Origin of the sequence: Flavobacterium agri, assembly GCF_013401995.1 — a bacterium.
Taxonomy (GTDB): domain Bacteria; phylum Bacteroidota; class Bacteroidia; order Flavobacteriales; family Flavobacteriaceae; genus Flavobacterium; species Flavobacterium agri.
This window is the reverse complement of record NZ_JACBJI010000001.1, coordinates 161475-176624: the sequence shown is the minus strand read 5'-3', so window position 1 is coordinate 176624 and position 15150 is coordinate 161475. Positions and strand designations below refer to the sequence as shown.

Below are 15150 nucleotides of genomic sequence, written 5' to 3'. Positions count from 1 at the left end.
TTGACTTTAATTGATTATTCAGTTATTCGGTTTTTGTGTTCACAGCGGTCGTCTGCCTTGGATCACGCGAAGCAATACGACGATGATCGCGATGACGAGCAAAATGTGGATCAGGTTACCGGCCACGAATCCTCCGAAATATCCGATGGCCCAAAGAATGACCAGGATGACAGCTATGGTATACAATAGATTTCCCATGATTTCTGTGTTTTTAGTTAGACTTTATTTGTTATTGAGGTTGTGTTATTTCAATTTCGATTGCACTTCTTTAGAGTGTTGCAAATGCATCTGAAGCACGGGGATTGTTTTTTGTGCCCACGCTTTTATATCGGCATCGGTTCCGTTCTTGACGTAATCCTCGAATTTTTCGATGGTTTTTTCATGTCCTTCGACCATTTTGTCGGCGTAGTCTTTATTGAAGTCGGCGGCTTTCTTTTTATTGAAATCTTCAACCGCTTTTTGTACGTCTTCGGTCGGAGCGGCAGGAAGTGTGATGTTCTTCGACGCGGCCAACCCTTTTACTTCTTCCGAAGTTTTGGAATGCTCGGTCACCATCATCGTACCCAAAGCCTTCACGTCGGCATTCGCACTCTTTTGTGCCAGTTTTCCGAGTTCGATTTCTTTCATATCGACTTCGGCAACGGCCATCAGGAATTCCGAGTCGTCTTCTTTGGCATCGTTGTCAACACCAGTAGAGTCGTTGTCGAATTTGGCTTCGTTTTGTTCTTCGGCGGCCTCTTCGGTATCGGCAGGTTCTTTTTTGTTACAGGATTGTACGCTTAGAGTGAGTCCTGCTAGAAGCAGCATCGAAACGAAGCACAATTTGTAGAAATACGCGTTTTTCATGGTTTGGGATGTTAGTTGTTATTGTTGCTAACAAAATTCCCAATTACACAGAAAATTCCTGTTACAGGATATTTCCTTATTCTTGCAATATTCCTTTATTGAAGATCATTTCACGGAGTTGCGGGAAGATAAAGCGTAAAGGTCGCGCCCTGTCCCGGCCTTCCGTCGGCGAAAATATACCCGCCGTGGCTTTCGGCCATTTTCTTGCAGATGGCGAGTCCTATTCCGGTTCCCGAATATTGTTCCTTGTCGTGAAGACGGTTGAAAAGCACGAAAATGCGGTTTTTGTATTCGGGTTCGAATCCGATGCCGTTATCCGAAAAAGCGATCTTATGGAACTTTTTACCCGCAGGTTTTTTACTGTCGGGAATTTCAGAAGCGTCCACAAGCGAATAGATGATGCCGATTTCGGGTCTCACGTTCTCGCGCGCGTATTTGATCGAATTGCTGATCAGGTTCACGAACAATTGCTCGATTTGGTAAGGCGTGACCTTTATCGTTGGGAGTTTGTCCGATACGATAAGCGCCTGTTTTTCTTCTATCGCCTGTGCCATATCGACTTTGGCGTTGTTGAGCAATTCGTTCAGGTCTGTCAGTTCGGGTCTTTTATCGTTGCGATTGAGGCGCGTATACACCAAAAGATCGTCGATGAGTTTTTGGGCGCGGTTGGCCGACGACTGGATGCGGAACAGGTACGAGCGCGAAGTCTCCGAAACGTTTTCCAAATCCTTTTCGTCTATGCGCGAAATGAACATCTGGATTTTGCGCATCGGTTCCTGCAAATCATGGCTCACGATATGGTTGAAAGACGAAAGTTCCGAATTCGTACTGCGTAACTCGTCGTTTTTCTGTTCGAGCTTGATTGTGCTGCGGTGCTGGCTCGTCACGTCGCGGTCGATGCCGATGATGATCTCGCTTCCGTTGCGCGTCTGCATTAGCTGGCTTGTCGTGCTGAAATACCGCGTTTTCTTATCGGCGCGGATTACGCGGTAATTGACCGTCATCGCACTCAGGTTGCGCGATTTGTCGAAACACTCTTCTACTTTTTTGCGGTCGGACGGATGCACGAACTTGAGAAACGTTTCCACATCGGACGGAAATCCTCCGATATCGGCCGCCAACAACCTATAACGATTGTCCGACAGCACGAGTTCCCTTTTCTTCGTGTCGTATTGCCAGTGCGCCGTCTGTCCGATGCGTTCGGCATTCTCGAAAGTACGGTTCGTGAGTTTGAGCTTTTGGTTGAGGCTGCTCAAATGCTTGAGGTTGCTTTTGAGCGTGAAGAACGTAATCACGAAAATCGCTATCGAAAAAATCACGAGGAATGAAGACGTGAACGGCGTGAACGTGATCTCGTCTTCGTGCTCGGCTTGTTGTGCCGACAGGATTACACCTTCTTTTTCGACGATGCGATTAATCTGCATCCGAATTTTGTCCATGATGAGTTTTCCTCTCCACATTTCGGCAAGGAATTCGGGATCATGGGGTTTGTATTTTTTGCCTTGGATACGACTGTCGCGGAACGCTTTGAAACGTTCGTTGATCATCCTGTACAGTTCTTCGAATTCGTCCTTGCGCTTTTTGTCGAGTCCGATTTTGCGGCTTATGGCGATCAGCGATTTGTTGATCGACACATGGCTGTAGTCATACGGCTGCAAATAACGTTCATCGCCCGTGAGAAGATAGGCGCGATTGGCCGATTCGGCGTCCTTGAGTTCAGAGAAAAGGCGTTCCAGGTCGACGCGCACATCGAGCGAATGCGTGATCGATTGCTGGGTTTCGGACATCGTCTTGATCTGCTTGAACGAAATGCTCGCGATAAAGAACAACAGGAAAACGGAAAGCACGAAGGCTACGGTCAGCAGCAATGACGGCGAAAAGTACTTCCGTAATTTCATAAGCAGGTTTTTTAGATGCTGAACAGGAACGTATCCTTGTTCAATCCTCCGGTGCGGAACTGCCAGTCGACGTTGAGTACTTCCGATAAGGTTTTCTTGAGCATATCGAAATCGCTGGGCTTGCGGATGTACACGTTCGCGCCTTTGACGAAAGCGGTTTCTATATCGCGATCGTCTCCCGAAGTGGAATAGATGGCGACGGTCATGTCTTTGAGTCTCGTGCTTTGCCTGATGGCGTCGAGACACTCGAAACCGTTCTTGCACGGCATGTTCAGATCGAGGAAAAGGATGTGCGGCAATTCATTTGAATCGTCTTCAAGGTACTCGAGAAGCTTTTCACCATCGTGCACCATGTCCACCTCGGTATCCATTTTCAGGGATTCGAGTGCGTCTTTGAAAAACAAGCGGTCGTCCTCATCATCGTCCGCAAGTAAAATCTTGGCTTTTACGGGCTTCATGGCGTGCCGAAAGAATGTTTGGTAGCGATAAATTTACGTTATTACTTTAATAATTCCTAACGTGCGCCTGCGCGTTTTTTGATGATGCGTTGGAAAGCCGTCGGCGTAAGCCCTGTCGTTTTCTTGAATTGGTTCGACAAGTGGGCGACGCTGCTGTAATTGAGTTGGTAAGAAATCTCGGTAAGCGTGAGTTCGCCTTCTATGATAAGCTGTTTGGCACGTTCGATTTTTTGTATGATGATGAAGTTCTCTATCGAAGAATACGTGACTTCCGAAAACAAATTCGAAATGTAACCGTAACTGTGGTTGAGGCGGTCGGCCAAATACGTCGAGATGTTCGTGTTCGGAAGCTTCTCTTTTTCGTAAATCATTTCGATGATGATATCCTTGGTCTTCTCGATAAGCGTGTTCTTATGGTTACTCACGATGCGGATGCCGTAGCGTTCAAGCGCCGCTTCGAGCTGTTTTTGGACGTCGGGTTGCAGGTTTCCACGGATTTCCACTTCACCCAATTCCTTGAGTTCGTACTCAATTCCGAATTCTTCTAGTTTTTCCTGCAAAATCACCTTACAGGCGAGGTTGATATCATACTTTACGTACAGCTTCATCGAGGTTGGTTTTTATGTAAATATATAGTAAAAACTGCGAAAGCTGCAAAATGTTTTGTCATATAATTTCCGTATTTTGAATCAGATTTATCCCGATTCAGATGCAAGACGAAACATCCAAAAGCACCCAATTCGACATCGAGACGATTTTCCGCGGAAGCGAAGACTGGGGTTTCCACTGGGAAATCATTTTCCGCACCGTAATCATGTACATTATCATACTCGTGGCTTTGAGCGTACTCGGCAAACGAGGCGTGAAGCAGCTTTCGGTGTTCGAACTCGTGATCATCATCGGCTTCGGATCGGCGGCCGGCGACCCGATGTTCTACAAAGACGTCGGATTGTTCAACGCGATCGTTGTTTTGGGCTGCATCATCGTCTTATACAAAATCACGACGTATCTCGTGTTCAAAAGCCGCAAGATCGAGGAACTTATCGAAGGAAAACCGATTTGTCTCGTCGACAATGGAAAGTTCGCCATTTCCAATTTCAACAAAGAGCCGTTGGGTTACGACGAGTTCTTTGCCGAAATGCGCATCAAGGGCGTTTCCCATCTCGGCCAGGTCGAAAAGGCGATCATAGAAGTTTCGGGCGAAGTGAGTTTGTATTTCTATGCCGATAAGGACGTAAAATTCGGGCTTCCGATCTTGCCCGAACTGTATGCCGAAAAACACAAATCGATTCTGTCAAAAGGCACGTACTCATGCGGTTTCTGCGGATTTACCGATGACACCGAAGCTACCGACAAACACATCTGCCCCATTTGTAAAAAAGACGAATGGGTAAAATCCATAGACAAAAAACGAATCACTTAAAGTACTTTCACCTTCCAAACCTGAAAATATCAGCGTCCTTATTCTGTTTCCCAAGCAATAAATCGGTGATGATCTTGGCTGCGACGAGACTGAACGTGATCCCGTTTCCGCCGAAACCAAGCGCGAAATAACTGTTCGGCAATTTTGGATATTCGCCTATATAGGGCAACCCGTCTTTAGTCGATCCGAACGTACCTACCCAACTGAATTCCTGCTTGAATTCCAGATCGGGAAACATTTTTCGTATATCGGACGTCAATTGTTTGGCCTTTTTCGGGAGCAATTTCTCGCGTTTTTGTTTCGAGGTGAACTCTTCATCGCGTCCGCCAACCAGAATGCGTCCGTCGGGCGTGGTTCGGAAATATAGGTAAGGATCGGCCGTATTCCAAAGCAAGGCACCGTTCTTCCAAAATTTCGGATGGTTGTATTGCTCGGAAACGATCGCATACGTAGACAACAAATCGACGATCGGCTCTTCGATGAAATTCACGACTTCGTAACCCGTCGCATAAACCAACTTTCGGCACTTCACCTTGCTGCCGTTTTCGGTCTCGAGTTCGACGCCGTTTTTATGGTGTTTGATTCTGACCACAGGACTTCGATCGTAAATCTCGGCGGGTTTGTCCTTTTTGTGCTGAAGCAGGCCGTGCGTGAACAAATATGCATCCAGTTGCGCGCCATGGTGTGAAAGGATAGCCGCGGGCGAATCGAATCCGTATTCTTTTTTTATCCTTTCGGAATCGAGAAATTCCACATTGAATCCGGCTTCATGCCTGGCTTTGAATTCCTTTTCGAGAAATTTCACGTCTTTTTTGTATGCTGCGAAATACAAGCTGTCCTTGAATTCGAAACCGGAACATTTGAGCTCGCGCGAGATTTTGCCAAGTTGCGTGATCGCCTCGTTGCACAAATGGAAGGCGCGGTCGGCATATTCCTTACCGACCATTTCGCGCAATTCGTGCAAAGGCGTATCGATTTCGTACTGAAGCAAGGCCGTACTCGCGCAAGTGCTTCCGAGCCCGATCGTGCGCGCATCCAAAGTGACGGTCTCGAATCCGGCGTTGACCAAATGATAGCGTACCAATGCGCCCGAGATTCCTCCTCCCAGAATGACGATATCGGTTTCCAGATTCTTTTCAAGTTTTGGGAAATTAAATGGCAATCCGTCTTTTACGAGCCAGAAAGGGTATCCTGATTTCAAGTTCATTTTGCGGTGTTTTACCTAAAGTTAGACAAACTTGCCGGCTCAAGTCGTTAAACACTTGTTAAGCCGAAAATTCACCTTTTTATATTCCCTAACTTTGAGAATAGACCTAAAAACAACGAATCATGAAAAAACTACTATTTTCCGTCATGGTAATCGCGTCGCTTTCCGCTTGTAAATCAGGAGGAAAAAGCGATTCCGCCGTTTCCCCATCCAAAATGATAAAAATACAGCTCGCCCAAAAAAGCGACAGTGGTGTTTCGGGAGAGGCCACGTTTACGGAAAAAGACGGAAAAGTCACGTTCACAGCTACGATGACCGGATTGAAACCAGGCGTACACGCAATCCACATCCATGAAAAAGCCGATTGTTCTGCAAACGACGCTTCATCAGCTGGCGGACACTGGAATCCGCTCAAGAAAAATCACGGAAAATGGGGCGCGGCCGAATACCATAAAGGCGATATAGGCAACTTCCCGGCCGATGAGAACGGAAACGGAACCATAACGATGACCACTTCAGAATGGTGTATCGGATGCGGCGATCCTGCAAAAGACATCATCGGAAAAGGATTGATCGTACATGAAAAAGCCGACGATTTCGTAACGCAGCCTACAGGAAATGCGGGCGGACGCGTCGCTTGTGCAGGAATCATCAAATAACGCGTAACAATTGTAAAATTCAATCGTCCTGAAATTCGGGGCGTTGTAAACGGAAACCTTGTGTTTCCGTTTTTTTTAATCTTGTTTTGAATCGTAAACCGATATTTGCGTGTGTATGCTAAAAATTTTACCCAAATCCTTCGCCTTTTTCTTGCTTGCAATCCAATATGCGGCAGCACAAATGCCCGATCTGGTCAAAACGGACGGCATCCGAAATAAAATCCACCAAGACAATGTTGGCCGGATCGTGTTTATGGCGCGCAACATCCCGATCGACAGCCTTTCCCAAAAGGATTTCCTCAAGGAGTATACGCTCACCAAAAAATCAAACCTGAACATTCGGGTTTTCCTCGCAAATTCCATCATCAATTACCAGCACAATCTTGCGCCTTCGCTTTCGGAAGAACAACTCAGGACGAGCGGCAATTACCAATTCCGGTTTTTTGTGGACGACAGGTTGATTTACAGTGAGAACATCCATTACGGCTGCGGACTGAAAAAAAGCACGACGACGACGTTTCGCGTTCCGTTGACCGATACGAGCGGTGCCGATTTCTGGTCGATCTATCTTTTTGACCGCTTCAAGGACAACGGCGGCCGGCAGGCGCTTACCGACGGCACGCATCGCTTCCGCATCGAAATGCGTCCGTACCTGAATATCGAAAACGCTTCGACACCAATTGTTGGCGACCTGATTGCAAAAGGCGAACTCGACCTGATCATACAAACGCCACCTTTGCCAAAAAACCTGATCGACGTCCAGAAAATAAAACCTTCGGCCGATTTCGAAATTGCCGCATCCGATTGCGATACCCAAAAAATAAAGGAACTCAACAGGCAGATCGCACTCGAGAATTTCCGACAGATCACGAGTATCGTCGTCGTCGTTAAAAACGGTAAGCTGTTATTGGAAGAATATTTCAATGGAGCCGACCGCAATACGCTACACGACACGCGTTCTGTGGGTAAATCGTTTACGTCAGCGTTTATGGGCATGGCCATTTCGGACGGGTTCATCAAAAACGAAAATCAGGTTCTCGGCGATTTTTACGAGTTGCGGAAATTCGCCAATTATTCGGATGAGAAGGCCAAGATTACGCTCAAAGACTTACTCACGATGAGTTCGATTTTTGACGGATCGGACCAAAACAGCGAATCGCCGGGCAACGAAGAAAACATGTATCCTACCGATAACTGGATGAAATTCGCGCTCGATTTACCCATCGATCCCAAAAAACAAAAGCAGAAACATTGGGATTATTTTACCGCCGGCGTAGTGCTTTTGGGTGATATACTCGATAAGTCCGTCGCCGATGGGCTTGAGAAATATGCCGACAAGAAACTGTTCAAACCCATGGGAATAACCGATTACAAATGGGAATACACACCTCAAAAGGTGGTGAACACGGCGGGCGGATTGCGCATGAACAGCCTCGATTTGGCCAAAATCGGGCAATTGTACCAAAATGGCGGCCTTTGGAAAGGCAAGCGCATCCTCCCAAAAAAGTGGGTGGACGCATCGCTTTCAAGTCAACTGCCGATCCCAGATCGCGATCACGAATTTTACGGATACCTGTTCTGGAACAAGACCTACAAAGTAGGCGATAAAACGTACGACGTGTTTTATTGTGCGGGAAATGGCGGTAACAAGATATTCATCTTCAAAGATTTGCCGCTTACGGTAGTCGTCACCGCGACGGCTTTCAATCGACCGTATGCGCATCCGCAGGTCGATACGATCATGCAGGAATACGTGCTTCCGGCCGTTCTCAAAAATTGAGCCTCATCCGGTTTCTTTGTCGTTTTAAAAAAAGCTTGTGGCCGACCCTATAAAGCTTAAAGCCTTTTACTAGCTTTGCCTCATGATCAACCCATCGGTACACGGCTGGATCGATAAGTATTTTCTCGAGCTCGAGCCCGGGAAGGACCAACCGACGGGTACTGCCGAAACCTTTTACCGCGAAATCCGCCATACGGGTTTTATTTACGGCCACATCATTTCACTTTACACCTCGCACAAGGTCGAAAACCATGGCTGGCTTGACGAAGAAGTGTCCAAATTGGCGTTGCTTGTGATCTTGCATCGGCTTTATGTGGAAATCCGTGAAGTCGATGACCGTGAAAAATTCATAGCCGAAACGATCGCTTTCTATAACGAAATGCATCCGAAAGGATTCAATCTGCTCAGGAAAGTGTTGCCAGGTCAGCCACCATCGCTCAAACTTGAGGAAATCATCGATGAGCGCGTGCAGACGAACGACAACATCATCAGCAAGAATTTCTCGCATATCGTGACCAATGCGCTGCTGTTCATCGATGTGATCGCGTTCCAAAAATTCCTTGAAACCGGCAGCATTCCCGATAAATACCTCAAACGGGCCGAAGAGCTCATCATCAGTGTCGTATCGCTTGCGTTGCAGACTAAAGTGCGAAAATCCCAATACGATACGCTGTTGATCCGTTTATTCGAAGCTTCGTTGCGCTTCAGCAAATTCTCACAGATTACGGTCGTGAATCCCGAAGCCATCGACGTGAGTTTTTTCGACAATCCGCTCGAGAAATACTACCTGCTCGATTTAGCCGGAATGGCGATGTGGAGCGATGGCGTCATGGAAAACGAAGAGCGTTATTTCCTGTATAAATTGGGCGAACTCATGCAATTGCCTACACCTTTCGTCGAAGACAGCATGATCGAAGTGAACGACTTCATCGTCAAGCACAAAAAAGAAATCGCGTATTTCAACTATTCGAACCCGGTGCGTCATTTTTACGACCACATGACCGAAAGCGTGGTGATTCTCATCAAACGCAACCGCAGCCGTCTGATGAAGGAAATCACACAAAGCGGCGAACTTATGAAACTGCTCGCGCTTTCGACTACACGTGACCTCGACGAAAAGGAAAAGAAAAAAATCCGTAAACAGATTCTCGACATCTGCAAGACGATTCCGTCGCTTACGATTTTCCTGCTTCCGGGCGGAAGTCTTCTGTTGCCGATCCTGATCAAATTTATTCCGCAAATGCTGCCGTCGGCGTTCAACGAGAATAGCGAAACGGAATAGTTTGCCACGAATTACATGAATTCACGAATTTCCAAAACTGATTGAAAACTTTCTTCTTCATATCTCGAACTTAATAGGAATCAACCAATACGAATTAGTGACATTAGTGCTATTCGTGGCTAAGCAGAGTCAAAATGAACTCATTTTTACAGTTGAAGATTGAAGCGAAAAATCAAGATTTTTTGTTCAGTTTTCTGGTTTTTCGAGGCGCATAGCAGCGCTACGTAACGAGGAAAACCAGAAAAATGGGCGAAAAAGATGATTTTGCAGCCAATCTTCAACTGTAAAAAGGAGTTCTAAAAAAAGAGCCGAACACTTCTGTCCGGCCCAAGGGTCACTTTTAACTACCTAGTTACTTTTTGAATTGCAACTGGTAAACGCTATCGAGATCCTTTTCAGATGTAAGCGTCACATCCAAATCGGTCACGTATCCTGAGTTGAGTCCGAAAACCCATCCGTGAAGTGTCAAATCCTGGCCGTTTCTCCAGGCAGCCTGTACGATCGACGTCTTCGCCAAATCGAAAACCTGCTCCTTGACGTTAATTTCGACAAATTTATTGAATCGTTCCTCTTCATTGACGATCGAATCCAAATAAGTGTGGTGCAAACGGTACACATCCTTGATATGACGGATCCAATTGTCGATGATTCCGATCGACTGGTTGCCCAAAGCCGCTTTCACGCCGCCGCATCCGTAGTGTCCGCATACGATCACATGCTTGACTTTCAGAACGTTGACCGAATAATCGAGCACGCTGAGCATGTTCATGTCGCTGTGGATGACCATGTTCGCGATATTCCTATGAACGAAAACTTCGCCCGGTTTAGTGCCCGTGATCTGGTTTGCGGGAACGCGGCTGTCTGAACATCCGATCCAAAGCAACGGCGGATGTTGCGCTTTTGCAAGATCATTGAAAAAATCAGGATCGGTTTTTAACGTTTCTTCTACGAACTTTTTGTTATTGTCTAGTATCTTTTTATAAAAATCTTGTTCCATTTTTTAGGATATTTTTCTGTTTGTAATTTGGTTTAAAGTTAGTCATTCCTGTCGAGAACGTCGGCGGCTTCTGCAAATTCGCTTTTGCGCAGCTGTTGGTTCTCGAATCTTTTTACGGCTTCCTCGCGATGATGCACGCTCACCTTGTTGAGGATTTCCTCTGAATTTTCAAGGTTATAGGCCTCTTTGAAACCTTTGAGGCGTAAGCGGATATTTTCGTCTACGGCACGGGTCGTCTTGAATTCGTGGATCAAATCGAGGATGTCGTGTGCGATGTAAACCGTATCCGAAGCATCGATGATCACTTTCGAATTTTCTGGGATTTCACTAAGCGTAGCCTTGATCGCCGCCTTGTTGAGGAACGAGACTTCCTGCGCAAGATCGATGTGGATCACGTCTCCGTCGGCGTATTGTTCCTTGCGGAAATTGTAGGCGCGCTTGAGGTTCCCGCGTAAGATGAAAATGACGCTGATCGCCAATCCGATGGCAACTCCTTTGAGCAAATCGGTGAACACCACGCCTATCAATGTCGCGATGAACGGGATGAACTGATATTTGCCTTGATGCCAAAAGTGCAATACCGTGGCAGGTTTCGCAAGTTTGTATCCGACAAGCAAAAGCACGGCCGCCAACGTAGCCAACGGGATCAGGTTGAGTACCATCGGGATCGAAAGTACGCAGATCAACAGCAAAACACCGTGTATCATCGTCGACATTTTCGATTTCGCACCGGCATTGTTATTGGCCGAAGTACGCACTACGACCGAAGTCATAGGCAAACCGCCGATCATACCGCTGATAAGGTTTCCGATACCTTGGGCCTTGAGTTCGTTGTTCGTGTCGGTGTAGCGTTTTTGCACGTCCATACGGTCGGCGGCTTCGATACAGAGCAAGGTTTCGATTGAAGCTACAACGGCAATCGTCGCGCCCGTAATCCAGACTTTAGAGTTTCCGATAGCCGAAAAATCCGGAAGCGTCACAAAATTGGCCAAGTCACCAATCGATTTCGGAACCGGCAGCGAAACCAAATGATCGCCCGAAATCGCGAGGCTGCTTCCCGTAGCGATAAAAATCTGATTGAGCGCAATACCCGTGATTACCGCGACCAATGCGCCCGGAACGAGTTTGAGTTTTTTGAGGAAATCGATCTTGTCCCAAGAAATCAGTATCGCCAGCGACACCAACGTGACTACGATCGATCCGAGCTGTACATAATCCAAAGCCCCGAAAATCGATGAGAACGTATTCGATCCGTCGGTTTCAACAAACGCCTGGTCGCCTTCGAAATCGGCGTCGTAACCCACGGCGTGCGGAATTTGCTTGAGGATAATGATCACGCCGATACCGGCGAGCATGCCTTCTATGACGTTGTTCGGAAAATAATTGGAAATCGTCCCGGCTTTAAGGAATCCGAGCGTGAGTTGGATCAATCCCGCGATGATGACCGAAAGCAGGAACACGTCGAAAGCACCGAAATCCGTAATCGCCGTCAATACGATAGCCGTAAGACCGGCCGCCGGACCCGAAACGCTCAAATGCGATTTACTCAAAAAACCGACGATGATACCGCCAATTACACCGGCGATGATGCCAGAAAGCGGCGGAGCGCCCGAAGCAAGCGCAATTCCCAAACACAAGGGAAGCGCCACGAGGAATACCACGAGTCCCGATGCAAAATCGGACTTGAGGTATGCAAAAATATTTGTCTTTTTTGTCATGACCTGAAATTTAATACAATGTGAGGACGAACGCACTTTGCGTCATCCGGGCTATATGTATTAAACCAGTTCTGGAGGCGGGATCAGGATACGGGCCGAAAACGAATCGACCATATCGATGGGTTTTGCCGCGACAGGTTGGATCGTTTCCTCTACCGCCACAGGCAAATGATAAGGAAAATAGCACTTGAGTTCGGCCTTGACTTCCTTATGCGCGAGCTCCTCTTCAGACATGTTGAAAATGCAGGAAGTATCGCACGATTTCTTGATCACGCTGACAATCGTCGGCGTGGAAAGGAAAAACACGAACATCAGCAAAACAAGTCTTACGATCGCTCTCATGTCGCAAAAATAGACGGTAGACATGGTTTTGCAAACGTAATCAAGATTAATTTAAAATAAATTTAACGGCTAAAACGCAAAAGCCTGAAACCGCGAATTTTGCGGTTTCAGGCCTCAAACGTTTTCGTTGATAACTTATATCGACTCTTCGAGCCACGCATTCATCATCCAAATCGTTTTTTCTTGTTCGGATATGAAGTCGGACATCATCGAATTCGTGCCTTCATCGCCGATTTCGGCGGTTTTCTTGAGGATGTCGCGCTCGATTTTGAGCAGATCCGTCAAAGAAGAAACGATCAACTGAACAGCCGTTTCATCTTTAGAAATGTTGTGCCCGATTTCGAGTTGGTTGTGCTTCAGGTAATCTTCGAAACGATGCAAAGGCGTGCCGCCGATGGTAAGCACGCGTTCGGCGATCATATCGATTTTAAGTTGGGCGTCGTTGTACAATTCCTCAAACTTCACGTGAAGATCGAAGAAACGCTTACCGCGGATGTTCCAATGGATGCCGCGTAAATTCTGGTAATAGACCTGGAAATTCGACAGTAACGTATTGAGTTCCTTGACGATCTTTTCGGATTCGGCAATCGGCAACCCTAACATATTGGTTTTCATGCTTTTAAGATTTTTATGTTTCGTACCTGAAAATTACCGCAATTTTCGATAATAAAAAATGATGGTTTCCTTATTTTTATCACAAATTTCAATAGATGACCATCACTCAATTACAATATGTACTCGCGGTTGCCGAACACAAGAACTTCACGCTTGCCGCCGAAAAGTGCTTCGTGACCCAACCCACGCTTTCGATGCAGATCCAGAAAGTCGAGGAAGAACTCGGCGTTTTGATTTTCGACCGCAGCAAAAAACCGATCCAATTGACCGACATCGGCCAGAAAATCGTGACTCAGGCCAAGAACATCGTAAACGAATCGACACGCATCAAGGATATCGTCGATCAACAGAAAGGCTTTGTGGGTGGCGAATTCCGCATTGGGATCATCCCGACGATCATGCCGACGTTGCTGCCGATGTTCCTCAATAATTTCATCAAGAAATATCCGAAAGTAAAATTGGTGATCGAAGAATTGAACACCGAGGAAATCATCACGCGTCTCAAGAACGGCCATCTCGACGCAGCGATAGCCGCCACGCCTTTGCAAGAGGAAAAACTCAAGGAAATCGTGCTCTATTACGAACCTTTCGTGGCGTATATTCCCGAAGGCCATGCGGTCGCACAAAAGAAAGAACTCGAAATATCCGATTTGAATATCGACGAGATCCTGCTGCTTCAGGACGGACACTGTTTCCGCGACGGTATCCTCAATCTTTGCAAGCGATCCGACCTTAACGAGAACGGGCATTTTACGATTGCGAGCGGCAGTTTCGAAACCCTTATCAAATTGGCCGACGAAGGTCTGGGCACCACGCTCCTACCGTATCTTCATACATTAGATCTCAAGGAATCCGACAAGAAAAAGCTGCATCATTTCGAAGATCCGAAACCTTCGCGAGAAGTGAGTCTGGTATTTCCCAAAACAGAACTCAAGATCCATATTATCGAAGCGTTGCGTTCGACGATTGCAGGCGTGATAAAAGGCGCGATCGTTTTCCAGAATGTGGAAATCATAAGCCCGCTTCCGAAGAAATAATTTAGTCCAATGTTGATCGCTCTTGGAATCGGCTTTCTGTTCGTGCTTTACAATTCCCGTAAGGCCAAGAAAAAAATCGAAGACTGGCGCAGTAAGCATTCCAAATAAAAAAGGAAGCCTTGCGGGCTTCCTTTTTTATTGGATTACGGTGAGACACGGTTTCAGTTCCGGTTTTTGGTTCGTGAAATAGTCCAACCATTTTTTTAGCATCTCGAGTTCGTAAGGCAGCAACGCTTTGAGCGCTTTCCTCAGCTCCTTTACGAACAACTTCGGGTCAAAACTTACCCGCTCGAGAACGTTTTTGGTGTAATCGTAGATCATTCGCGGCATAACGTAAGATTTAGGGTTTATCTTAGTAAGAACTTGAAGTAAAACTAGAAAACTAAATCGTTATAGCCAAAGAAAAAGTCAAAAAATAACCGACAAAGTGTTTAAAACATCGATGAAATACATTTTTTAATAAAATAAAAAAGTAAAATCCTACAAAAAAAATAATATAGAGCAATAAAAAAAGGAGCCGTTTAAGCTCCTTTAGTTTTATTTGTTAACGTAGGACAGGCAGGGTTTCAATTCGGGCTTTTCGACCGTAAATCCTACCAGCCACTCTTTTAATTGTTCGACCTCATAGGGAAGTAATACTTTTAATGCTTTTTGCAGTTCTTTAAGGAACAGTGAAGGATCAAAACTGACTCTTTCCAGAATCTCTTTTGTGTAAATAAACATGGTTCTCTTCATACTGTGTTTGAACGTTATTATTGGGTAAAACTGATTGTTGGTTCTCTCAAATGTAACTAAAAATTTCCTTTCAAATTGCAAAAGAGCTTTGTTAATTAACAATGGATTTTTCAACAATTTTGTCTTACGCCTGAATTTTAGCCATCTAAAGAA

The 15150-nt window shown here is 46.1% G+C and carries 17 protein-coding genes; 5 read left to right on the top strand and 12 right to left on the bottom strand.

What is annotated here, in order from left to right:
- Positions 1-39 precede the first annotated feature (39 nt).
- The 5 genes from HZF10_RS00915 to HZF10_RS00895 form a co-directional block, all read right to left on the bottom strand.
- Complete coding sequence (locus HZF10_RS00915; RefSeq protein WP_176004279.1) at positions 40-198, bottom strand: lmo0937 family membrane protein; 159 nt, start codon at positions 196-198, stop codon at positions 40-42.
- Positions 199-243: 45 nt separating this feature from the next.
- Positions 244-846 (bottom strand): DUF4142 domain-containing protein, encoded by a 603-nt coding sequence (locus HZF10_RS00910; RefSeq protein WP_176004278.1) that lies wholly within the window; start codon positions 844-846, stop codon positions 244-246.
- A 110-nt stretch (positions 847-956) separates the two neighbouring features.
- Complete coding sequence (locus tag HZF10_RS00905) at positions 957-2744, bottom strand: CHASE3 domain-containing protein (protein WP_176004277.1); 1788 nt, start codon at positions 2742-2744, stop codon at positions 957-959.
- An 11-nt stretch (positions 2745-2755) separates the two neighbouring features.
- Entirely contained in the window at positions 2756-3202 is a 447-nt protein-coding gene (locus HZF10_RS00900) for a response regulator (protein ID WP_176004276.1), read from the bottom strand.
- Between the two features lie 56 nt (positions 3203-3258).
- A complete protein-coding gene (locus HZF10_RS00895; RefSeq protein ID WP_176004275.1) occupies positions 3259-3810 on the bottom strand; it encodes a helix-turn-helix domain-containing protein in 552 nt (183 codons plus the stop codon).
- Between the two features lie 101 nt (positions 3811-3911).
- Here HZF10_RS00895 and HZF10_RS00890 point away from each other — a divergent pair, with 101 nt between their 5' ends.
- Positions 3912-4625, top strand: a complete 714-nt coding sequence (locus tag HZF10_RS00890) for a DUF421 domain-containing protein (RefSeq protein ID WP_176004274.1) — start codon at positions 3912-3914, stop codon at positions 4623-4625.
- Between the two features lie 7 nt (positions 4626-4632).
- Here the strand turns inward: HZF10_RS00890 and HZF10_RS00885 are convergent, their stop codons facing one another.
- On the bottom strand, positions 4633-5832 hold the full coding sequence (locus HZF10_RS00885) for an NAD(P)/FAD-dependent oxidoreductase (protein WP_176004273.1): 1200 nt from the start codon (positions 5830-5832) through the stop codon (positions 4633-4635).
- Positions 5833-5954: 122 nt separating this feature from the next.
- Between HZF10_RS00885 and HZF10_RS00880 the strand changes: the two genes are divergently transcribed.
- From HZF10_RS00880 to HZF10_RS00870, 3 genes are all read left to right on the top strand, one after another.
- Positions 5955-6491 (top strand): superoxide dismutase family protein, encoded by a 537-nt coding sequence (locus HZF10_RS00880; RefSeq protein ID WP_176004272.1) that lies wholly within the window; start codon positions 5955-5957, stop codon positions 6489-6491.
- 151 nt (positions 6492-6642) lie between these two features.
- Positions 6643-8271: a serine hydrolase domain-containing protein gene (locus HZF10_RS00875; protein ID WP_246282417.1), complete on the top strand. Its 1629-nt coding sequence runs from the start codon at positions 6643-6645 to the stop codon at positions 8269-8271.
- Positions 8272-8353: 82 nt separating this feature from the next.
- On the top strand, positions 8354-9553 hold the full coding sequence (locus tag HZF10_RS00870) for an LETM1-related biofilm-associated protein (RefSeq protein ID WP_176004270.1): 1200 nt from the start codon (positions 8354-8356) through the stop codon (positions 9551-9553).
- Between the two features lie 352 nt (positions 9554-9905).
- Here the strand turns inward: HZF10_RS00870 and can are convergent, their stop codons facing one another.
- The 4 genes from can to HZF10_RS00850 all read right to left on the bottom strand — a co-directional run bounded on the left by can (position 9906) and on the right by HZF10_RS00850 (position 13225).
- The gene (gene can / locus HZF10_RS00865; protein WP_176004269.1) at positions 9906-10550 is read right to left on the bottom strand and encodes a carbonate dehydratase; all 645 of its coding nucleotides are present in this window, start codon (positions 10548-10550) and stop codon (positions 9906-9908) included.
- Positions 10551-10588: 38 nt separating this feature from the next.
- On the bottom strand, positions 10589-12268 hold the full coding sequence (locus tag HZF10_RS00860) for a SulP family inorganic anion transporter (protein ID WP_176004268.1): 1680 nt from the start codon (positions 12266-12268) through the stop codon (positions 10589-10591).
- A gap of 60 nt (positions 12269-12328) precedes the next feature.
- Entirely contained in the window at positions 12329-12634 is a 306-nt protein-coding gene (locus tag HZF10_RS00855; RefSeq protein WP_176004267.1) for a hypothetical protein, read from the bottom strand.
- A gap of 111 nt (positions 12635-12745) precedes the next feature.
- Positions 12746-13225: a Dps family protein gene (locus HZF10_RS00850; RefSeq protein WP_176004266.1), complete on the bottom strand. Its 480-nt coding sequence runs from the start codon at positions 13223-13225 to the stop codon at positions 12746-12748.
- Between the two features lie 95 nt (positions 13226-13320).
- On the opposite strand from HZF10_RS00850, the gene HZF10_RS00845 reads away from it, so the two are divergent.
- The gene (locus tag HZF10_RS00845) at positions 13321-14262 is read left to right on the top strand and encodes a LysR substrate-binding domain-containing protein (protein WP_176004265.1); all 942 of its coding nucleotides are present in this window, start codon (positions 13321-13323) and stop codon (positions 14260-14262) included.
- A gap of 135 nt (positions 14263-14397) precedes the next feature.
- Here the strand turns inward: HZF10_RS00845 and HZF10_RS00840 are convergent, their stop codons facing one another.
- Both HZF10_RS00840 and HZF10_RS00835 read right to left on the bottom strand, forming a co-directional pair.
- Entirely contained in the window at positions 14398-14592 is a 195-nt protein-coding gene (locus HZF10_RS00840; protein ID WP_176004264.1) for a hypothetical protein, read from the bottom strand.
- A 207-nt stretch (positions 14593-14799) separates the two neighbouring features.
- Positions 14800-14997, bottom strand: a complete 198-nt coding sequence (locus HZF10_RS00835) for a hypothetical protein (protein ID WP_176004263.1) — start codon at positions 14995-14997, stop codon at positions 14800-14802.
- Between the last annotated feature and the right edge of the window lie 153 nt (positions 14998-15150).

Coding starts and splice junctions, on each gene's coding strand:
- HZF10_RS00890 (WP_176004274.1), top strand. CDS start 3,912: ATGCAAGACGAAACATCCAAAAGCACCCAATTCGACATCGAGACGATT.
- HZF10_RS00905 (WP_176004277.1), bottom strand. CDS start 2,744: ATGAAATTACGGAAGTACTTTTCGCCGTCATTGCTGCTGACCGTAGCC.
- HZF10_RS00895 (WP_176004275.1), bottom strand. CDS start 3,810: ATGAAGCTGTACGTAAAGTATGATATCAACCTCGCCTGTAAGGTGATT.
- HZF10_RS00860 (WP_176004268.1), bottom strand. CDS start 12,268: ATGACAAAAAAGACAAATATTTTTGCATACCTCAAGTCCGATTTTGCA.
- HZF10_RS00900 (WP_176004276.1), bottom strand. CDS start 3,202: ATGAAGCCCGTAAAAGCCAAGATTTTACTTGCGGACGATGATGAGGAC.
- can (WP_176004269.1), bottom strand. CDS start 10,550: ATGGAACAAGATTTTTATAAAAAGATACTAGACAATAACAAAAAGTTC.
- HZF10_RS00855 (WP_176004267.1), bottom strand. CDS start 12,634: ATGTCTACCGTCTATTTTTGCGACATGAGAGCGATCGTAAGACTTGTT.
- HZF10_RS00910 (WP_176004278.1), bottom strand. CDS start 846: ATGAAAAACGCGTATTTCTACAAATTGTGCTTCGTTTCGATGCTGCTT.
- HZF10_RS00840 (WP_176004264.1), bottom strand. CDS start 14,592: ATGCCGCGAATGATCTACGATTACACCAAAAACGTTCTCGAGCGGGTA.
- HZF10_RS00835 (WP_176004263.1), bottom strand. CDS start 14,997: ATGAAGAGAACCATGTTTATTTACACAAAAGAGATTCTGGAAAGAGTC.
- HZF10_RS00885 (WP_176004273.1), bottom strand. CDS start 5,832: ATGAACTTGAAATCAGGATACCCTTTCTGGCTCGTAAAAGACGGATTG.
- HZF10_RS00845 (WP_176004265.1), top strand. CDS start 13,321: ATGACCATCACTCAATTACAATATGTACTCGCGGTTGCCGAACACAAG.
- HZF10_RS00870 (WP_176004270.1), top strand. CDS start 8,354: ATGATCAACCCATCGGTACACGGCTGGATCGATAAGTATTTTCTCGAG.
- HZF10_RS00880 (WP_176004272.1), top strand. CDS start 5,955: ATGAAAAAACTACTATTTTCCGTCATGGTAATCGCGTCGCTTTCCGCT.
- HZF10_RS00850 (WP_176004266.1), bottom strand. CDS start 13,225: ATGAAAACCAATATGTTAGGGTTGCCGATTGCCGAATCCGAAAAGATC.
- HZF10_RS00915 (WP_176004279.1), bottom strand. CDS start 198: ATGGGAAATCTATTGTATACCATAGCTGTCATCCTGGTCATTCTTTGG.